This is a genomic window from Streptomyces sp. NPDC096136 (assembly GCF_044763325.1).
Taxonomy (GTDB): Bacteria; Actinomycetota; Actinomycetes; order Streptomycetales; family Streptomycetaceae; genus Streptomyces.
Map to the genome: position 1 here is coordinate 476,076 of NZ_JBIWFZ010000004.1, position 17,607 is coordinate 493,682.

At 71.7% G+C, this 17,607-nt stretch carries 19 protein-coding genes; 13 read left to right on the plus strand and 6 right to left on the minus strand.

Annotated elements, in window-relative coordinates; translation table 11 throughout:
- Window positions 1-96: 96 nt before the first annotated feature.
- Window positions 97-864, minus strand: a complete 768-nt coding sequence (locus ACIRBY_RS11360; RefSeq protein ID WP_403899311.1) for an ABC transporter permease — start codon at window positions 862-864, stop codon at window positions 97-99.
- Window positions 861-1,787 carry an ABC transporter ATP-binding protein gene (locus ACIRBY_RS11365; RefSeq protein ID WP_403899314.1) on the minus strand — a complete coding sequence of 309 codons (927 nt, stop codon included), beginning with the start codon at window positions 1,785-1,787 and terminating at the stop codon, window positions 861-863. Before ACIRBY_RS11365 ends, ACIRBY_RS11360 begins: the two co-directional genes overlap by 4 nt.
- Before the next feature lie 227 nt (window positions 1,788-2,014).
- On the opposite strand from ACIRBY_RS11365, the gene ACIRBY_RS11370 reads away from it, so the two are divergent.
- From ACIRBY_RS11370 to ACIRBY_RS11410, 9 genes are all read left to right on the plus strand, one after another.
- The gene (locus ACIRBY_RS11370; RefSeq protein ID WP_403899316.1) at window positions 2,015-2,752 is read left to right on the plus strand and encodes a helix-turn-helix transcriptional regulator; all 738 of its coding nucleotides are present in this window, start codon (window positions 2,015-2,017) and stop codon (window positions 2,750-2,752) included.
- Complete coding sequence (sufB, locus tag ACIRBY_RS11375) at window positions 2,749-4,164, plus strand: Fe-S cluster assembly protein SufB (RefSeq protein WP_042820164.1); 1,416 nt, start codon at window positions 2,749-2,751, stop codon at window positions 4,162-4,164. Before ACIRBY_RS11370 ends, sufB begins: the two co-directional genes overlap by 4 nt.
- Before the next feature lie 64 nt (window positions 4,165-4,228).
- Window positions 4,229-5,407, plus strand: a complete 1,179-nt coding sequence (gene sufD, locus ACIRBY_RS11380) for a Fe-S cluster assembly protein SufD (protein WP_403899320.1) — start codon at window positions 4,229-4,231, stop codon at window positions 5,405-5,407.
- Window positions 5,407-5,724: a bifunctional 3-phenylpropionate/cinnamic acid dioxygenase ferredoxin subunit gene (locus ACIRBY_RS11385; RefSeq protein WP_042820167.1), complete on the plus strand. Its 318-nt coding sequence runs from the start codon at window positions 5,407-5,409 to the stop codon at window positions 5,722-5,724. Before sufD ends, ACIRBY_RS11385 begins: the two co-directional genes overlap by 1 nt.
- Window positions 5,725-5,731: 7 nt before the next feature.
- Window positions 5,732-6,496, plus strand: coding sequence for a Fe-S cluster assembly ATPase SufC (gene sufC, locus ACIRBY_RS11390; protein ID WP_030846240.1), 765 nt, complete (start codon window positions 5,732-5,734; stop codon window positions 6,494-6,496).
- Window positions 6,493-7,749: a cysteine desulfurase gene (locus ACIRBY_RS11395; protein ID WP_366451257.1), complete on the plus strand. Its 1,257-nt coding sequence runs from the start codon at window positions 6,493-6,495 to the stop codon at window positions 7,747-7,749. Before sufC ends, ACIRBY_RS11395 begins: the two co-directional genes overlap by 4 nt.
- 26 nt (window positions 7,750-7,775) lie before the next feature.
- Complete coding sequence (sufU, locus tag ACIRBY_RS11400) at window positions 7,776-8,237, plus strand: Fe-S cluster assembly sulfur transfer protein SufU (RefSeq protein ID WP_042820170.1); 462 nt, start codon at window positions 7,776-7,778, stop codon at window positions 8,235-8,237.
- Complete coding sequence (locus tag ACIRBY_RS11405) at window positions 8,234-8,578, plus strand: metal-sulfur cluster assembly factor (protein ID WP_007263433.1); 345 nt, start codon at window positions 8,234-8,236, stop codon at window positions 8,576-8,578. The genes sufU and ACIRBY_RS11405 overlap by 4 nt, the downstream gene beginning before the upstream one ends.
- A 155-nt stretch (window positions 8,579-8,733) precedes the next feature.
- Window positions 8,734-10,107, plus strand: a complete 1,374-nt coding sequence (locus ACIRBY_RS11410; RefSeq protein ID WP_403899325.1) for a DUF3616 domain-containing protein — start codon at window positions 8,734-8,736, stop codon at window positions 10,105-10,107.
- 7 nt (window positions 10,108-10,114) lie between these two features.
- Here the strand turns inward: ACIRBY_RS11410 and ACIRBY_RS11415 are convergent, their stop codons facing one another.
- Window positions 10,115-10,957, minus strand: a complete 843-nt coding sequence (locus ACIRBY_RS11415) for a hypothetical protein (RefSeq protein WP_403899328.1) — start codon at window positions 10,955-10,957, stop codon at window positions 10,115-10,117.
- A 107-nt stretch (window positions 10,958-11,064) separates the two neighbouring features.
- Here ACIRBY_RS11415 and ACIRBY_RS11420 point away from each other — a divergent pair, with 107 nt between their 5' ends.
- A complete protein-coding gene (locus ACIRBY_RS11420; protein ID WP_403899331.1) occupies window positions 11,065-11,388 on the plus strand; it encodes a DMT family transporter in 324 nt (107 codons plus the stop codon).
- Window positions 11,388-11,924 carry a TetR/AcrR family transcriptional regulator gene (locus tag ACIRBY_RS11425; RefSeq protein ID WP_403899333.1) on the plus strand — a complete coding sequence of 179 codons (537 nt, stop codon included), beginning with the start codon at window positions 11,388-11,390 and terminating at the stop codon, window positions 11,922-11,924. The genes ACIRBY_RS11420 and ACIRBY_RS11425 overlap by 1 nt, the downstream gene beginning before the upstream one ends.
- Here ACIRBY_RS11425 and ACIRBY_RS11430 read toward each other — a convergent pair.
- On the minus strand, window positions 11,921-12,796 hold the full coding sequence (locus ACIRBY_RS11430) for a winged helix-turn-helix transcriptional regulator (RefSeq protein WP_403899336.1): 876 nt from the start codon (window positions 12,794-12,796) through the stop codon (window positions 11,921-11,923). The genes ACIRBY_RS11425 and ACIRBY_RS11430 overlap by 4 nt on opposite strands.
- A 96-nt stretch (window positions 12,797-12,892) precedes the next feature.
- On the opposite strand from ACIRBY_RS11430, the gene ACIRBY_RS11435 reads away from it, so the two are divergent.
- The gene (locus tag ACIRBY_RS11435; protein WP_403899620.1) at window positions 12,893-14,230 is read left to right on the plus strand and encodes an MFS transporter; all 1,338 of its coding nucleotides are present in this window, start codon (window positions 12,893-12,895) and stop codon (window positions 14,228-14,230) included.
- Window positions 14,231-14,239: 9 nt separating this feature from the next.
- Window positions 14,240-15,220, plus strand: a complete 981-nt coding sequence (gene dapD / locus ACIRBY_RS11440) for a 2,3,4,5-tetrahydropyridine-2,6-dicarboxylate N-succinyltransferase (protein WP_403899339.1) — start codon at window positions 14,240-14,242, stop codon at window positions 15,218-15,220.
- A gap of 85 nt (window positions 15,221-15,305) precedes the next feature.
- On the opposite strand, the gene ACIRBY_RS11445 is transcribed toward dapD, so the two are convergent.
- Window positions 15,306-15,560, minus strand: a complete 255-nt coding sequence (locus ACIRBY_RS11445) for a hypothetical protein (protein WP_403899341.1) — start codon at window positions 15,558-15,560, stop codon at window positions 15,306-15,308.
- Window positions 15,561-15,743: 183 nt separating this feature from the next.
- Window positions 15,744-17,585, minus strand: coding sequence for an endonuclease/exonuclease/phosphatase family protein (locus tag ACIRBY_RS11450; protein ID WP_403899343.1), 1,842 nt, complete (start codon window positions 17,583-17,585; stop codon window positions 15,744-15,746).
- Window positions 17,586-17,607: the final 22 nt, after the last annotated feature.

Genomic DNA, 17,607 nt, shown 5'->3' on the forward strand with positions numbered 1-17,607 from the left:
CGCGTCACTCCGGCGGCCGGACGGCCGCCCCGAGAGCCGCGTCACTCCGGGAGCCGTGCCGCTCGCGCGGGGCCCCCCGGTTCCGGGGCCGCGGCCCTACTCCCAGCGGAACCACTTCGCGGCCGCGCCCAGTCCCAGGACCGCCCAGCCCGCCAGCACCGCCGCGTCGCCCCAGGGCAGCGCGGCCCCGTCGCGGAGCACCGCGCGCAGCCCGTCGGAGAGCGCCGAGACGGGCAGCAGCCCGAGCACGTCCTGCACCGCGCCGGGGAACTTCTCCAGCGGCACGATCACCCCGCCGCCGACCAGCAGCAGCAGGAACACCAGGTTCGCGGCGGCCAGCGTCACCTCGGCCTTGAGGGTGCCCGCCATCAGCAGCCCGAGCCCGGAGAAGGCGGCGGTGCCCAGCAGGACCAGCGCGGCCACGGACAGCGGGTTCCCGTGGGGGGACCAGCCCAGCGCGAGGGCGATCACCGTCAGCAGGGCGATCTGGAGCACCTCGGTGAAGAGCACCGACAGGGTCTTGGCGGCCATCAGCGCCCACCGCGGCAGCGGGGAGGCCCCGAGCCGCTTGAGCACCCCGTAGCGGCGGTCGAAGCCGGTGGCGATGGCCTGCCCGGTGAAGGCGGTGGACATCACGGCGAGCGCCAGGACGCCCGGCGCCAGGAAGTCCACCGGCTTCCCCGCGCCGGTGTCCACGATGTCGACGACGGAGAACAGCGTCAGCAGCAGCGCCGGGATGATCACGGTCAGCAGCAGCTGCTCCCCGTTGCGCAGCAGCATCCGGGTCTCCAGCGCGGTCTGCGCCCAGATCATCCGGGCGACCGGCGCGGCCCCCGGCCGGGGGGTGAACGTACCCGCGCTCATGCGCGCAGCTCCTTGCCGGTGAGTTCGAGGAAGACGTCTTCCAGGGTGTGCCGCTCCACGGTGAGGCTGCTGGGCATCACCCCGTGCTGGGCGCACCAGGAGGTGACGGTGGCCAGCATCTGCGGGTCCACGTCGCCGGTCACCCGGTAGGAGCCCGGCAGCAGCTCGGCGGCCTGCGTGCCGTCGGGCAGGGCCTTCAGCAGGGAGGCGAGGTCGAGGGAGGGGCGGCCGGAGAAGCGCAGGGTGTTCTCGGCGCCGCCGCGGCACAGCTGCTCGGGGCTGCCGTGGGCGATGACCCGGCCGGCGTCCACGATGGCGACCTCGTCGGCGAGCTGCTCGGCCTCGTCCATGTGGTGGGTGGTGAGGACGACGGCGACCCCGTCGGCGCGCAGCTCCCGTACGAGGTCCCAGGTCGCGCGGCGGGCCTGCGGGTCGAGGCCGGCGGTGGGCTCGTCCAGGAAGACCAGCTCGGGGCGGCCGACGACGGCCATGGCCAGGGAGAGGCGCTGCTGCTGGCCGCCGGAGAGCCGGCGGTAGGGGGTGCGGCCGCAGCCGCCGAGGCCGAGGCGCTCGACGAGGGTGTCGACGTCCAGCGGGTCCGCGTACAGCTTCGCCATGTGGCGCAGCATCTCGACGGCGCGGGCGCCGGAGTAGATCCCGCCGGACTGGAGCATCACGCCGATGCGCGGGCGCAGGGCCCCGGCCCCGGCCACCGGGTCGAGGCCCAGGACGCGGACGGTGCCGGCGTCCGGGCGGAGGTAGCCCTCGCAGGTCTCGACGGTCGTGGTCTTCCCGGCGCCGTTGGGCCCCAGGACCGCGGTGACGGCGGCGCCGGGGACGGTGAGGTCCAGGCCGTCGACCGCCGTTTTCGATCCGTACCGTTTCACCAGTCCGCGGATCTCCACGGCGGGGTCGTTGCTCATGCGGGTGAGTCTACGGAGCGGCAGGGGCGCCCACGGGCGCCGGGGGAAGGTTCCCCCTCCTGTACATCGCCGCTGGCCAGGGGCGGTGGAACCCGGGTGCTTTGCTCACTCTCCGTCGATAGATTAGGTAACCCTTAGTGATAGAGGACACCAGGAGTGGCGTCGGTCACGGCTTGTCGGGGCTCCGGTAATTACGCAACAATGGCGTTGTGAAATACGGCGAACGGATGAGCGAGGCCCCCCAGGGGGAGCTCGCGACCGGCGAGCGGTCAACCCGCAACCGGGTCGCGAGGTCCATCCTGGACCACGGTCCCTCCACCGTCGCCGACCTCGCGCAGCGTCTCGGCCTCACCCAGGCCGCCGTCCGCCGCCACCTCGACACGCTCGTCGCCGACGACGTGGTCGCACCCCGTGAGCAGCGTGTGTACGGCGCACGCACCCGGGGCCGGCCGGCCAAGGTCTTCGCACTCACCGACTGCGGGCGCGACGCCTTCGACCAGTCCTACGACACGCTCGCCGCGGACGCCCTGCGCTGGATCGCGCAGTCCGTCGGCGGCGGGGAGAAGGGCGAGGCGGCCGTCGCCGCCTTCGCCCGCGCGAGGATGGCCTCACAGGCGGAGGCCTACCGGGAAGCCCTGGACGCGGCCGCACCCTCGGACCGCACCGAGGCCCTCGCGAAGGCGTTGACCGCGGACGGGTACGCTGCTACGGCGAAGAGCGCTCCCGGTCCGCACAGCGGTGAACAGCTCTGTCAGCACCACTGCCCGGTCGCACACGTCGCCGAGCAGTTCCCGCAGCTCTGCGAGGCGGAGACCGAGGTCTTCTCCCGCCTGCTCGGGACGCACGTGCAGCGCCTCGCCACGATCGCCCACGGCGACGGGGTGTGCACCACGTTCATCCCGCGAAGCGCGGCACAGCACGACACATCAGCATCTGCAAGTACGGCCGGGAGGAACCCCGCATGACCACGGAGACTGCTCACCCTGAGCTCGAGGGTCTGGGCAACTACGAGTACGGCTGGGCCGACTCCGACGCGGCCGGCGCCGCCGCCAAGCGGGGTCTGTCCGAGGACGTCGTCCGCGACATCTCGGCGAAGAAGTCCGAGCCGGAGTGGATGCTGAAGCTCCGCCTCAAGGGCCTCAAGCTGTTCGACAAGAAGCCCATGCCGAAGTGGGGCTCGGACCTCTCGGGCATCGACTTCGACAACATCAAGTACTTCGTGCGCTCCACCGAGAAGCAGGCCGAGTCCTGGGAGGACCTGCCGGAGGACATCAAGAACACGTACGACAAGCTCGGCATCCCGGAGGCGGAGAAGCAGCGCCTCGTCGCCGGTGTCGCGGCCCAGTACGAGTCCGAGGTCGTCTACCACCAGATCCGCGAGGACCTGGAGCAGCAGGGCGTCATCTTCCTGGACACCGACACCGCGCTCAAGGAGCACCCGGAGCTCTTCCAGGAGTACTTCGGCACGGTCATCCCGGTCGGCGACAACAAGTTCGCCTCGCTGAACACGGCCGTGTGGTCGGGCGGCTCCTTCATCTACGTCCCCAAGGGTGTCCACGTGGACATCCCGCTCCAGGCCTACTTCCGCATCAACACGGAGAACATGGGCCAGTTCGAGCGGACGCTGATCATCGTCGACGAGGACGCCTACGTCCACTACGTCGAGGGCTGCACCGCCCCGATCTACTCCTCGGACTCGCTGCACAGCGCCGTGGTCGAGATCATCGTGAAGAAGGGCGGCCGCTGCCGCTACACGACCATCCAGAACTGGTCGAACAACGTCTACAACCTGGTCACCAAGCGCGCCGTGGCGTACGAGGGCGCGACCATGGAGTGGATCGACGGCAACATCGGCTCCAAGGTCACCATGAAGTACCCGGCCGTCTACCTGATGGGCGAGCACGCCAAGGGCGAGACCCTGTCCATCGCCTTCGCGGGCGAGGGCCAGCACCAGGACGCCGGCTCCAAGATGGTCCACATGGCGCCGAACACCTCCTCGAACATCGTCTCCAAGTCGGTGGCGCGCGGCGGCGGCCGCACCTCCTACCGCGGCCTGGTCGAGATCGGCGAGGGCGCCTCGGGCTCCAAGTCCAACGTGCTGTGCGACGCGCTCCTGGTCGACACCATCTCCCGCTCGGACACCTACCCCTACGTCGACGTCCGCGAGGACGACGTGACGATGGGCCACGAGGCCACCGTCTCCAAGGTCTCCGACGACCAGCTCTTCTACCTCATGCAGCGCGGCCTCACCGAGTTCGAGGCCATGGCCATGATCGTGCGCGGCTTCGTCGAGCCGATCGCGAAGGAGCTGCCGATGGAGTACGCGCTGGAGCTGAACCGGCTGATCGAGCTGCAGATGGAGGGCTCGGTCGGCTAGTCCCGACCGTCCCGTCCCACCCGCAGCACATTCTTTGACGTAGGAAGAGAGCAGAACGACAGCCATGGCTGAGGCTCAGAACATTCCGGCGGGCTCCACCACCGCCGGCGCGATCGCGGTGGCCGCCGAGTCCACCGTCGCCACCCGGATGAGCGCGCCCCCGTCCTTCGACGTGGCCGACTTCCCGGTCCCGCACGGCCGCGAGGAGGAGTGGCGGTTCACCCCGCTGGCCCGCCTCAAGGGCCTGCACGACGGCACCGCGGTCGCCAACGGAACCATGAAGGCCCAGATCGACGCCCCCGAGGGCGTCACGGTCGAGTCCGTCGAACGCGACGACGAGCGGATCGGCAAGGCCGGCGCCCCCGTCGACCGGGTCTCCGCCCAGGCCTTCTCCTCGTTCGCCAAGGCCACGGTCGTCACCGTGCCCAAGGAGACCGTGCTCGCCGAGCCCATCCGGGTCGCCCTGCACGGTGAGGGCGGCACGACCTTCGGGCACACCGTCTTCGACGTCAAGCCGTTCGCCGAGGCGATCATCGTGATCGACCACACCGGTGACGGCGTGCGCGCCGCCAACGTCGACATCCTCGTCGGCGACGGCGCCAAGGTGACCTTCGTGTCCGTCCAGGACTGGGACGACACCGCGGTCCACACCTCGCAGCACAACGCCCTCATCGGCCGCGACGCGAGCTTCAAGTCCGTCGTCGTGACCTTCGGCGGCGACCTCGTCCGCCTGCACCCGCGCGTCACCTACGCGGGCCCCGGCGGCGAGGCCGAGATGCTCGGCCTGTACTTCACGGACGCCGGCCAGCACCAGGAGCACCGCCTCCTGGTCACCCACGACGCCCCGCACTGCAAGTCCAACGTGGTCTACAAGGGCGCGCTCCAGGGCCAGGACGCCCACGCGGTCTGGATCGGCGACGTCCTCATCGAGAAGTCCGCCGAGGGCACCGACACCTACGAGATGAACCGCAACCTCGTCCTGACGGACGGCGCGCGCGTCGACTCGGTGCCGAACCTGGAGATCGAGACGGGCGAGATCGTCGGCGCCGGCCACGCCTCGGCGACCGGCCGCTTCGACGACGAGCAGCTCTTCTACCTCCAGGCCCGCGGCATCCCGGCCGACGAGGCCCGCCGCCTGGTCGTGCGCGGCTTCTTCGCCGAGCTCGTCCAGCAGATCGGTGTCGAGGACATCGAGGAGCGCCTCATCGCGAAGATCGAGGCCGAGCTGGCGGCGGCCGTCTGATGACGTACGTCAAGGCATGCGCGCTGAGCGAGCTGGAGGAGAACACCCCCAAGCGGGTGGAACTCGACGGCACGCCGGTGTCCATCGTCTCCACCGAGGGGGAGGTGTTCGCGATCAACGACATCTGCTCGCACGCGAACGTCTCGCTCTCGGAGGGTGAGGTCGAGGACTGCATGATCGAGTGCTGGCTGCACGGGTCGGCCTTCGACCTGCGCACCGGCAAGCCCTCCGGTCTGCCCGCGACGCGCCCCGTCCCCGTTTACCCCGTAAAGATCGAAGGGGACGACGTGCTCGTCTCCCTCACCCAGGAGTCCTGAGGTACCCATGGCAACGCTTGAAATCCACGACCTGCACGTCTCCGTCGAGGCCGAGAACGGCGCCCGCGAGATCCTCAAGGGTGTCGACCTCACGGTCAAGCAGGGTGAGACGCACGCCATCATGGGCCCCAACGGCTCCGGCAAGTCCACCCTGGCGTACTCCCTCGCCGGTCACCCGAAGTACACCATCACCGGTGGCACCGTGACCCTCGACGGCGAGGACGTCCTGGAGATGTCCGTCGACGAGCGCGCCCGCGCCGGCGTCTTCCTCGCCATGCAGTACCCGGTCGAGGTCCCCGGCGTCTCGGTCTCCAACTTCCTGCGCACCTCCGCCACCGCCATCCGCGGCGAGGCCCCCAAGCTGCGCACCTGGGTGAAGGAGGTCAAGTCCGCCATGGAGCAGCTCCAGATGGACCCGGCCTTCGCCGAGCGCAACGTCAACGAGGGTTTCTCCGGCGGTGAGAAGAAGCGCCACGAGATCCTCCAGCTGGAGCTCCTCAAGCCGAAGATCGCGATCCTCGACGAGACCGACTCCGGCCTCGACGTCGACGCCCTGCGCATCGTCTCCGAGGGCGTCAACCGCGTCCGCGAGACCGGTGAGGTCGGCACCCTGCTGATCACCCACTACACGCGCATCCTGCGCTACATCAAGCCCGACTTCGTGCACGTCTTCGCGAACGGCCGCATCGCCGAGTCCGGCGGCGCCGAGCTCGCCGACCAGCTGGAGAACGAGGGCTACGACAAGTACGTGAAGGGTGGCGCGACCGCGTGACACAGCTGCCCGGCCTCCTCGACATCGAGGCGATCCGCAAGGACTTCCCCCTGCTGGATCGCGTGGTCCACGACGGGAAGAAGATCGTTTACCTGGACAACGCGGCGACCTCGCAGAAGCCGCGCCAGGTGCTCGACGCGCTGAACGCCTACTACGAGCGGCACAACGCCAACGTCCACCGCGGCGTGCACGTGCTCGCCGAGGAGGCCACGGCACTGTACGAGGGCGCCCGCGACAAGGTCGCCGCCTTCATCAACGCGCCGAGCCGCGACGAGGTGATCTTCACGAAGAACGCCTCGGAGTCGCTCAACCTGGTCGCGAACATGCTCGGCTGGGCCGACGAGCCCTACCGGGTCGACCGTGAGACCGAGATCGCCATCACGGAGATGGAGCACCACTCCAACATCGTCCCGTGGCAGCTGCTCGCGCAGCGCACGGGCGCGAAGCTGAAGTGGTTCGGCCTCACCGACGACGGCCGGCTGGACCTGTCCAACATCGAAGAGGTCATCACGGAGAAGACGAAGATCGTCTCCTTCACGCTGGTCTCCAACATCCTGGGCACGGTCAACCCGGTCGAGGCGATCGTCCGGCGGGCGCAGGAGGTCGGCGCGCTGGTGCTGATCGACGCCTCGCAGGCCGCTCCGCACATGCCGCTGGACGTGCAGGCGCTCGGCGCCGACTTCGTGGCCTTCACCGGCCACAAGATGTGCGGCCCGACCGGCATCGGCGTCCTGTGGGGCCGCCAGGAGCTCCTGGAGGACCTGCCCCCGTTCCTCGGCGGCGGCGAGATGATCGAGACCGTCTCGATGCACTCGTCGACGTACGCCCCGGCTCCCCACAAGTTCGAGGCGGGCACGCCCCCGATCGCCCAGGCCGTCGGCCTCGGCGCGGCCGTGGACTACCTGACCTCGATCGGCATGGACAAGATCGCGGCCCACGAGCACGCGATCACCGAGTACGCGGTCAAGCGCCTCCAGGAGGTGCCCGACCTGCGGATCATCGGCCCCACCACGGCCGAGGACCGCGGCGCGGCGATCTCCTTCGTGCTCGGCGACATCCACCCGCACGACGTGGGCCAGGTCCTGGACGAGCAGGGCATCGCGGTACGCGTGGGGCACCACTGCGCGCGACCCGTCTGCCTGCGCTACGGAATTCCCGCGACCACGCGGGCGTCTTTCTACCTGTACTCCTCTCCGGCCGACGTCGATGCGCTGGTCGACGGGCTGGAGCACGTACGGAACTTCTTCGGCTGACCGAGGGCCACGAGGACGAGGACGCTGTGAAGCTGGATTCGATGTACCAGGAACTGATCCTGGACCACTACAAGCACCCGCACGGGCGCGGCCTGCGCGACGGTGACGCCGAGGTGCACCACGTCAACCCGACGTGCGGCGACGAGATCACGCTCCGCGTGAAGTACGACGGCGAGACGCTCACCGACGTCTCCTACGAGGGCCAGGGCTGCTCCATCAGCCAGGCCAGCGCGTCCGTGCTGAACGAGCTGCTGGTCGGCAAGGAGCTGTCCGAGGCGCAGAAGATCCAGGGCGTGTTCCTGGAGCTGATGCAGTCCAAGGGCAAGATCGAGCCGGACGAGGAGATGGAGGAGGTGCTGGAGGACGCGGTGGCGTTCGCCGGTGTCTCCAAGTATCCGGCGCGTGTGAAGTGTGCTCTGCTGAGCTGGATGGCGTGGAAGGACGCGACCGCCCAGGTACTGGGCGACGCGGAGAGGAAGACGGCATGACCGAGAACGCGACGCCCGAGGCGTCGATCAAGCCGGCCACCGAGGAGGAGGTCCGCGAGGCCCTCTACGACGTGGTCGACCCCGAGCTGGGCATCGACGTCGTCAACCTGGGCCTGATCTACGGCATCCACATCGACGACGCGAACATCGCCACCCTCGACATGACCCTGACCTCGGCGGCCTGCCCGCTGACGGACGTCATCGAGGACCAGGCGAAGTCGGCGACGGAGGGCATCGTCAACGAGCTCCGCATCAACTGGGTCTGGATGCCGCCGTGGGGCCCGGACAAGATCACGGACGACGGCCGTGAGCAGCTGCGCGCGCTCGGCTTCAACGTCTGACCCACGCGGTCACGAGGAGGGCCCCCGGCACGGTCGTGCCGGGGGCCCTCCCTGTTCTTGCGGCGGACGACCGGTGTGCACCGGAAGTTGGCCAGGGTGGCCGAATCTTCTCGACGGTCGTCACGGAGTGACGCCGTGAGGGAGAGGACGCCACCTTGAAGAAGCAGCTCGGAACCGCGAGTGCGGCGGGGATCGCCGCACTGGTCGTCGCCGCGACGGTCGTGCCCGCGCACGCGGTCACCTACGGGACGCCGACCATCTCGCTGTCCGCCGGCTACCTGTCCGGGTCCGTGAACGGCGTCGGCGACCAGACCGTCGACGTGACCGTCGCTCAGAGCGGCGCCGACGTCTCCGCGCTGACCGTCAGTGCCTCCGCCTCCAGCAAGGCCTCCGTGGCCGGCACCGGCGACGTCACGGTCACCGGCACCGGGTCCGTGCGCCGGCTGGCCGTGACCGCGCACGGCCGCGGCTACACCAACCTGACGATCAAGGTCGCCGGGCTCGGCGGCAAGACCGCCACCAAGACCCTCTCCTACGCAGCCTCCGCCGCGGTCCAGGACCCGGCCGAGGCCCGCTACTTCAGCGGCGCCTCGGACTCCTCCGCGGCCGTGGACGTCGGCGGCGGCTACACCGTGGTCGCGGACGACGAGAACAACGTGCTGCGCCTGTACGACCGCTCCCGCTCCGACGCCCCCGTGCGCACCTGGGACTTCAGCTCCCAGCTCGGCGTCACCAAGGAGGTGGACATCGAGGGCGCCACCCGGATCGGCAACACCGTCTACTGGACCGGCTCGCTCGGCAACAACAAGGACGGCGAGTACAAGGCCCCGCGCAACACGGTGTTCACCACCACCGTCAGCGGCTCCGGCTCCGCCACGCAGCTCGCGTACGGGCGCTCGTACAAGCACCTGCGCGAGGACCTCGTCGCCTGGGACCAGGCGCACGGCAACCACTACGGCTTCGCGGCGGGCACGGCGGCGGGCCAGGCGCCCAAGCAGATCGACGGGTTCAACGTGGAGGGCCTGGAGTTCGCCCCCGGTTCCACCACCACCGCCTACGTGGGCTTCCGCGCCCCGCTCGCCCCGGCCGTCCCGGGCGGCAAGGCGCTGCTGGTGCCGGTCACCAACTTCGACAAGGTGCTCTCCAACGGGTCCGCGGCGGCCATCGGTGCGCCGGTGGAGCTGGACCTCGGCGGGCTGTCGGTCCGCGACATCCGCAAGAACGCGCAGGACCAGTACCTGATCCTGGCCGGCTCCTGGGCGGCGGACGACAACTCCGACCCCTACGCCCTCTACCAGTGGGACGGCGTCGCCGGCCACGCCCCCGTCAAGCGGGCCGACCTGCCGACCACCGACCCCGGCGGCTGGGAGGCCATCGTGGAGGTCCCGGACCTGTCGGTACCGGGCGCGCGGGTGCAGCTGGTCACCGACAGCGGCTCCGCCGACCTCTACGGCGACGGCATCGAGGCCAAGGACCTCACGCACCCGGAGTTCAAGAAGTCCCGTGCCGCCTGGTTCACGCTGAACTGAGCCCGGCTCAGGCCGGTCCGGCCGGCTGCGGATCCGTCGCGAGGGCCTCGGCGAGGTGCTCGCGGCGGATGCGGCGGTCCACGTAGAGCAGGCCGGCCGGCAGCTGGGGGAACGCCGGGAGCAGGACCAGTGCCGCCAGGGCCCCCGGCAGCCCGAACCACAGCAGCAGCGCGTACGCCGCCGCCGCGGTGAACACCACGGCCGGGGCGGTCGCGGCCAGGGTCCGCCACCACGCCCCGCGCACCAGGCGGGCCGAGCGCCGCAGCGCCGCCACCGGGCCGAGCCCCTCGTACCCGGCGGCGGTCGGCGCCAGGGCGGACAGCACCCCCAGCCAGAGGGCCACCGGGACGAGGGGGAGCACCGCCAGGGGCGGCACCCCCAGCGCGACCAGGGCCGCGAGGGGCCCGGCCGCGGCCAGCAGGGCCAGCAGCTGGGCCCCGAGCACCGCCGGAGTGCGGGGCAGGGCGGCCCGCAGCAGCCCCGGCGCGGTCACGGCGCGGCCCAGGACCGCCGGGCGCAGCAGTGCCGCGATCAGGGCGGTGGCCAGTGCGCAGGTGAACAGCAGGAACAGGCCCGCCGCCGGGAAGAGGGTCCAGACGAAGACCCGGCTGCCCGACCTCGGGCTGAGCGAGGCCAGGGTGGCCGCGCCGGCCGCCGCGGTGACCACGAGCCCGGCCGCCAGCTGGCCCAGCAGCAGGGCGCCGCACAGCGGGCCGCCGTAGCGGCGCAGGGCGGCGAGGGCGCCGCCGAGGATGTCGGAGGTCCCCAGGGGGCGCAGCGGCACCACCCCGGGCCGGGGCCGGTGCGGGGGCAGCCAGCCGCCGCCGTGGGTCCCCTGCTGCATCGCCATGAGCGGCCCCCTGTCCCCTGAGTGGGGCCACCGTAGCCCCGATGCGCGCCGGTGTCCCGGGGTCTGCGCGTGTACATGTGTACGCATCGATGTGTACAGTCGTACGCATGCCCTACGTACTGCTTGCCATGGCCATAGCCGCCGAGGTCGCCGGCACCACCGCGATGAAGTACAGCGAGGGCTTCACCCGGCTGTGGCCCTCCCTGGGCACCCTGATGGGCTACGTCATCGCCTTCACCCTGCTCGCCCAGACCCTCAAGTCGATGTCGGTCGGCACGGCGTACGCGATCTGGGCCGGGGTCGGCACCGCCGCCATCGCCGCCATCGGCATGGTGTTCATGGGCGAGGCCGCCACCGCCGCGAAGATCGGCGGGATCGCGCTGGTCATCGCCGGGGTGGTCCTGCTCAACCTGGGCGGGGCGAGCCACTGATGGCGGCCCCGGTGCGCCGGTACGACCCCGAGCGCCGGCAGCGGATCATCGACGCCGCGATCCGGGTGGTGGGGGCCAAGGGCATCGCCGGGCTGAGCCACCGCAGCGTCGCCGCGGAGGCGGACGTACCGCTGGGCTCGACGACGTACCACTTCAAGACCCTGGACGACCTGCTGGTGGCGGCCCTGCGGCAGGCCAACGAGGCGTACGCGCCGGAGCTGGTGCTGCGCCCTGGGGAGGACCTGGCGGGGGCGCTGGCCCGGCTGCTGGGGGAGCTGCTGGGCGCGGACCGGGGCCGGGCGGAGCTGGAGTACGAGCTCTACCTGGAGGCCCTGCGCCGCCCTGCGCTGCGGCCGGTCGCCGCCGAGTGGTGCGAGGCGGTGGCGCAGGCCCTGGCGGACCGCACCGACCCGGTGACGGCGCGGGCCCTGGTGGCGCTGATGGACGGCATCACCCTCCAGGTCCTGCTGACGGGCGCGCCCTACGAGGAGCGGTCCGCCCGGGAGATCCTGACCCGGGTCCTGCGGCCGGCCTAGCCCGCCGCCCGCACCGCGGCCAGGGCGGCGGCGACACTCGCCTCGATGTCCCGGACCGGGTAGAAGACCTCGCGCACCACCCGCTCCCGGTCCAGCACCAGCGTCAGCCGTTTGATCCGGCTCACCCCCGCCGCGCGGAACGTCGGCAGCCGCAGGGCCGTCACCAGATCCAGGTCCGCGTCCGACAGCAGGGGGAACCGCAGCCGCTCGGCCTCCGCGAACTCCCGCTGCTCGTCCGGCCGCTGGGTCGAGACGCCGTGGACGGTGGCGCCGGCCGCGGTGAACTCCGCGAGCTGGTCGCGGAAGGTGCAGGACTCCAGCGTGCAGCCCCTGGCGCCCGGGATCCCGCCCCAGCCGGGCGGGTAGGCCCCGGCCCGGGCGTACGCGCCGGGGAAGCAGTACAGGACGGTGAACGGGGTGTCCGCCACCGGGTCGCGGACCTCGCCGAAACGGTCCGGGAGCAGCAGCTCCGGCAGCCGGGTGCCGCGCAGCGCGTGGACGCGTGCGGCCTCCTTCGAGGACTCCTCCGTCGTGGCGGTCATCTCTCCCTCTCCCAGGACCCAGGTGTCACCCCAGTCCTGGAGGGCCACCAGGACCGGCAGCAGCCCCCGCCCGCGCGGGGTCAGCCGGTACTCGTGCCGCACCGGGCGCTCCTGGTACGGCTCGCGCGTCAGCACCCCGGCCTCGACCAGCAGCTTCAGCCGCTCGGCGAGCACCTTGCGGGACACCCCGAGCTCCCGCTGGAGCTCGTCGAAGCGGTACAGCCCGCGCGCGGTGTCGCGCACGATCAGCAGCGTCCACCAGTCGCCCACCACGTCGAGGGCCTGGGCGATGGAGCAGTCCGCGTCGCCGAGGTGCGTGCGCTGGGCCATGGGAACTCCTTAGTCCGTTGACCCAAGGCTGTCATGCTGACATAGTCCGTTCCCAAAAGGAACTTACTCGGGTGGGACGAGGGGGACACGGGTGTGCTGCAGGGGTTCAAGGACGTACCGAGGGTCGTGTGGCTGCTGGCTGCGGGGGTGTTCGTCAACGCCGTCGCCAGCTTCACCTTCGTCTTCGTCTTCCTCTACCTGACCGGCCCGCGCGGACTCGGCGCCGCGCAGGCGGGCGTGGTCACCGGCATCGGCGGCATCGGCCTGGTGGCCGGGAACTTCACCGGCGGCTGGTACGGCGACCGCTTCGGCCACCGCCGGGTGCTGCTCGCCGCCTCCGCCCTCGGCGGGCTGACCCTGACGACCCTCCCGCTGCTGGCGACGCCGCTGCTGTACGCCGCGCTGCCGCTGGCCCAGTACGCCAACGGCGTGGTGCGGGCGGCCAACTCCGCGCTGGTCGCCGTCACCGTCCCCGAGGGCGCCCGCCGGCAGGCCTTCGCCGTCGTGCGGTGCGTGTCCAACGGCGGCTTCACCCTCGGCCCGCCGCTCGGCGCCCTGGTCGCGGCCGGTCTCTCGTACGACTGGCTCTTCCTCGCGGACGGCCTCGGCACCCTCTTCTTCGCCCTGTGGACCGCCCGCGTCGTCCCGGCGCGCGGCGCCTCCCGCACCCCCGCCGCGGCCCCGGACGGGGGTCTGGGCCGCGGCGGGGTGTGGGCCGAACTGCGGGCGAGGCCCGCCGTCCTGGTGCTGCTGGGCGCGATCCTCGTCGCGGACACGGTCTACCGCCAGCAGTACTTCACCTTCCCGGTCTTCCTCGCCGACCACGGCCTCGACGTCCGCGCCTTCGGGCTGGTCATCGCCGTCAACGGGGCCGTCATCCTGCTGCTGGAGCTGCCCGCCGCCGTCGCCCTGCGGGCCAGGCCGCCGCTGGCCGTCACCGGCACCGGGCTGGTGCTCGTCGGCGCCGGGTACGCGGCGCTGCTGATCGGCGCGGGGGCGGCCACCGCCGTCGCCATGATGGTGCTCGTCAGCCTCGGCGAGATCCTCTACAAGACCACCGCCACCGCGTACGTCGCCGACCAGGCCCCCGCGCACGCCGTCGGACGGTTCCAGAGCCTGTACGCCGGGGTCTCGGTCAGCGGGACCGTCCTCGCCCCGCCGGCCGGCGGGGCCCTCTACGCGGCGGCCCCCTGGCTGCTGTGGCCGCTGTGCGCGGCGCTGGCCGCCGGGGCCGGGGCGGTGCTGATCCGGCTGTCCCGGCGGCAGGGGCGGGCGGCGGCGGAGGCCCTCCGGGAAGCCGCCGGCGAAGGCGGGCGGCAAGCGGCCGGGGAGGTGGCCGGGGCGGAGCCCGGGGCGGCCGGGGACGCGGAGGGCGGCCGCGGCGCGCGCCCGGCACATGAGACCGGTTCGCGGCCGCGGCCCGTCGCCGGTTAGGTTTCGGGCATGACTGCTACGCGTACCACCGGCGCCGTCGCCGCCGGACTTGCCACCCTCGCCGCCGACGGCACCGTCCTCGACACCTGGTTCCCCGCCCCCGAGCTCACCGCCGAGCCCGGCCCGGCCGGGACCGAGCGCCTCACCGCCGAGCAGGCCGTGGAGCTCCTCGGCGCCGCCGCGGCCAAGGCCATCCGCTCGGACGCGGTCCGCGGGGTCGAGGTCGTAGCCGTCCGCACCGTGATCGCCTCCCTGGAGGACAAGCCGCTGGACGCGCACGACGCGTACCTGCGCCTGCACCTGCTCAGCCACCGCCTGGTCAAGCCGCACGGCCAGAACCTGGACGGCGTCTTCGGCCTCCTCGCCAACGTCGCCTGGACCTCGCTCGGCCCCGTCGCCGTCGACCAGGTCGAGACCGTCCGGCTGAACGCCCGCGCCGAGGGCCTGCACCTCCAGGTCACCTCGATCGACAAGTTCCCCCGCATGACCGACTACGTCGCCCCCAAGGGCGTGCGCATCGCCGACGCGGACCGCGTCCGCCTCGGCGCGCACCTCGCCGAGGGCACCACCGTGATGCACGAGGGTTTCGTCAACTTCAACGCCGGCACCCTGGGCACCTCCATGGTCGAGGGCCGCATCTCGGCGGGCGTCGTCGTCGGCGACGGCTCCGACATCGGCGGCGGCGCGTCCACCATGGGCACGCTCTCGGGCGGCGGCAAGCAGATCATCTCGATCGGCGAGCGCACCCTGATCGGCGCCGAGGCGGGCATCGGCATCGCGCTCGGCGACGAGTGCGTCGTCGAGGCGGGCCTCTACGTCACCGCCGGCACCCGGGTGACCCTGCCGGACGGCCAGGTCGTCAAGGCCCTGGAGCTCTCCGGCGCCGACAACATCCTCTTCCGCCGCAACTCGGTCACCGGCGCCGTCGAGGCCCGCCCGTACAAGGCGAACTGGGGCGGCCTCAACGAGGTCCTGCACAGCCACAACTGACCCTCGCGGGCCTGTTCGCCGCAGCGCCCCCCACCCCTCGCGGGGGTGGGGGGCGCTGCGGCGTGTGGTGCGGGTGCGGGGCGGGTCAGTGCAGGGGGATCGTGCGGACCAGGCCCGCGAAGGCCTCCTGCTCGGCCGGCGTCAGCTCCACCGACTCCATCGGGTGCCCGCCCGCCGTGCGCTGGGACGGGATGACCGGCAGGCCCTGGTGCGCCTGCGGCTCCTGGTGGCGGAAGCGGCCGTCCCGCAGCATGCGGCCCAGGCCCAGCACCCAGACGAGGGCGGCCACGAACAGGACGGCCAGGCCGATTTCCTGGGCGAGGGAGATGGAGGGGAACACACGGCCTCCGGGATGCGCGCGGTACAAGAAGGACAAGATCGGGCGTGGGGGACACTCAACACCACATCGGGCCCATGTGGGCAACGGTGTGTCCAGCGTCACGCCAGGGCCGAAGGTCCCCGAGTCGCCCCGCCGGGGCGGAGGGGCCCGCCGTGGCGGCGGCCGGGCCCCTCCTGGCGGGTGTTACGGGCGGAAGCGCAGCACCTGCGGGTCGTGGTCGCTGTTCTGGACCGAGAACTCGGCGTTGATGTGCACGCTGTCGTAGGCGTAGTTCTTGATCGCGGGGCTGATCAGGATCTGGTCCAGCACCTGCGCGTTGCCCTGGTAGACGTAGGAGTAACGTTCCGCCTTCGGCAGCGACTTGATCGCCGAGTACAGGGCCCCGCCGTCCTCCAGCGCCTTCGCCGTGTTCGAGAACTCGAAGTCGTTGATGTCGCCGAGGGCGAGCACGTCCGCGTTCTTGTCGGCCGCGAGGATCTCCTTGACGAAGGAGTTCACCGCCTGCGCCTGGAGCAGCCGCTTGTCCTCCGACTTGCGCACCGGGGGCTGGTGCTGCGAGGTCAGGCCCTCGTCGCCGCCCTTGGAGCTGAAGTGGTTGGCGATCACGAAGACCGTGCGGCCGCGGAAGACGAACTCGCCGGCCAGCGGCTTGCGGCTGTCGGCCCACGCCGGGTTCGCCGGGTCGATCCGGCCGGGGGAGTGGGTCAGGGCGGCCTTGCCGTTCTCCTTGGCCACGCCGGTCGCCGTCAGCGCGTCGCCCGCGGCGCGGTCGGTGAAGGAGACCCGGGCGGGGTTGAAGAGGAAGACCTGGCGGATGTTGCCGCCGGGCTCGCCGCCGTCCTTGTTGTTCTCGGGGCTGATCGAGCGCCACTGGTAGGCCGGGCCGCCCGCCGCCGCGATCGCCGCGGTGAACTTCTTGATGGTCTCCTCGGCCGAGACGGTGCCGTCGTTCTTGGCGCCGTTGTCGTCCTGGATCTCCTCCAGGGCCACGATGTCGGGCGAGGCCAGGTTCTGGACGACGGCCTTGGCCAGGTTGTCGAACTTCTCCTGCGGGTCGCTCGGGTCGAGGTTCTCCACGTTGTACGTGGCCACCGCGAGCTCGCCCGGCGACTGGGCCTTGGTCTTCTCGGGGGCGAGGGTGCCCGCCTTGACCGTGCCGAGCGTGCGGGCCGCCAGGGTGTAGCCGCCGAACTGGTTGAAGTCGAGGGGGCCCTCGGTGGTGCCGGTCAGCTTGTCGCCGACGTTGGCCACCGGGAAGGGCTGCTGCGCGAGCGGCGCCAGCTGCTGGATCTGGAGACGGCCGGTGTTCTGGGACTCGTACGAGCCGTAGAGGGTGCCGCCGCGCTTGGCGGTGTTCTCCCAGCCCTTGACCGTCACCCACAGCTCCGCGTACGGGTCGGTGGCGCCGACCACGCGCGAGTTGCCGATGCGGACGTTCATGCCCTCGAGGGACTCGTAGTAGTCCAGGGCGTAGCGCGAGGGCTCCAGGGCCAGGCCGTTGATGCTGCCGCCGGCGGCCGGGTCGCCCGCCGGGGCGTACTCCGCCGGGACGGAGTACTCGTTGATGACGGTGGCCTCGGGCAGAGCGTTGCCGGAGGAGAGCACGGTCACGGTCGGCTTGGCGATCTGGGTGACCGACTGGTTGCCGGAGGCGGCGCCGCCGGGGACGTACTCGCCGACCGTGCCCGAGACCTTGACGGCGTCGCCGACGGCCACGGTCGGGGCGGAGCTGGTGAAGACGAAGATGCCCTCGCTGGTGGCGGGGTTGTCGTCGGCGTCGGGGTCCTGGATCCAGAAGCCGCGCGAGCCGTAGGTGCGCACGCCCGTGACGATGCCCTGGACGTCGGCGACGGCCTTGCCGTTCAGCGGGGATATCCGGGTGGTGCCCTGGATGTCGTGGATGCGTACCGGATCGGCGGACACGGCGCCTTCGGCCGCGTCGGCCGTGCCCGCGAGCAGGCCGGAGGCCAGCGCGGCGGCGACGAGGGCGGCGACGGCGGCGGAACGGGGATGCGATGAGCGCATGTGAGGGAACTCCGGTGTGTGG

What these genes read in the sequence shown, in the direction of transcription:
- ACIRBY_RS11415 (WP_403899328.1), bottom strand. Translation starts at nt 10,957, where the DNA reads ATGGCGATGCAGCAGGGGACCCACGGCGGCGGCTGGCTGCCCCCGCAC.
- ACIRBY_RS11405 (WP_007263433.1), top strand. Translation starts at nt 8,234, where the DNA reads ATGACCGAGAACGCGACGCCCGAGGCGTCGATCAAGCCGGCCACCGAG.
- ACIRBY_RS11425 (WP_403899333.1), top strand. Translation starts at nt 11,388, where the DNA reads ATGGCGGCCCCGGTGCGCCGGTACGACCCCGAGCGCCGGCAGCGGATC.
- dapD (WP_403899339.1), top strand. Translation starts at nt 14,240, where the DNA reads ATGACTGCTACGCGTACCACCGGCGCCGTCGCCGCCGGACTTGCCACC.
- sufC (WP_030846240.1), top strand. Translation starts at nt 5,732, where the DNA reads ATGGCAACGCTTGAAATCCACGACCTGCACGTCTCCGTCGAGGCCGAG.
- ACIRBY_RS11365 (WP_403899314.1), bottom strand. Translation starts at nt 1,787, where the DNA reads ATGAGCAACGACCCCGCCGTGGAGATCCGCGGACTGGTGAAACGGTAC.
- sufB (WP_042820164.1), top strand. Translation starts at nt 2,749, where the DNA reads ATGACCACGGAGACTGCTCACCCTGAGCTCGAGGGTCTGGGCAACTAC.
- ACIRBY_RS11420 (WP_403899331.1), top strand. Translation starts at nt 11,065, where the DNA reads ATGCCCTACGTACTGCTTGCCATGGCCATAGCCGCCGAGGTCGCCGGC.
- ACIRBY_RS11360 (WP_403899311.1), bottom strand. Translation starts at nt 864, where the DNA reads ATGAGCGCGGGTACGTTCACCCCCCGGCCGGGGGCCGCGCCGGTCGCC.
- ACIRBY_RS11385 (WP_042820167.1), top strand. Translation starts at nt 5,407, where the DNA reads ATGACGTACGTCAAGGCATGCGCGCTGAGCGAGCTGGAGGAGAACACC.
- ACIRBY_RS11370 (WP_403899316.1), top strand. Translation starts at nt 2,015, where the DNA reads ATGAGCGAGGCCCCCCAGGGGGAGCTCGCGACCGGCGAGCGGTCAACC.
- sufD (WP_403899320.1), top strand. Translation starts at nt 4,229, where the DNA reads ATGGCTGAGGCTCAGAACATTCCGGCGGGCTCCACCACCGCCGGCGCG.
- ACIRBY_RS11430 (WP_403899336.1), bottom strand. Translation starts at nt 12,796, where the DNA reads ATGGCCCAGCGCACGCACCTCGGCGACGCGGACTGCTCCATCGCCCAG.
- ACIRBY_RS11450 (WP_403899343.1), bottom strand. Translation starts at nt 17,585, where the DNA reads ATGCGCTCATCGCATCCCCGTTCCGCCGCCGTCGCCGCCCTCGTCGCC.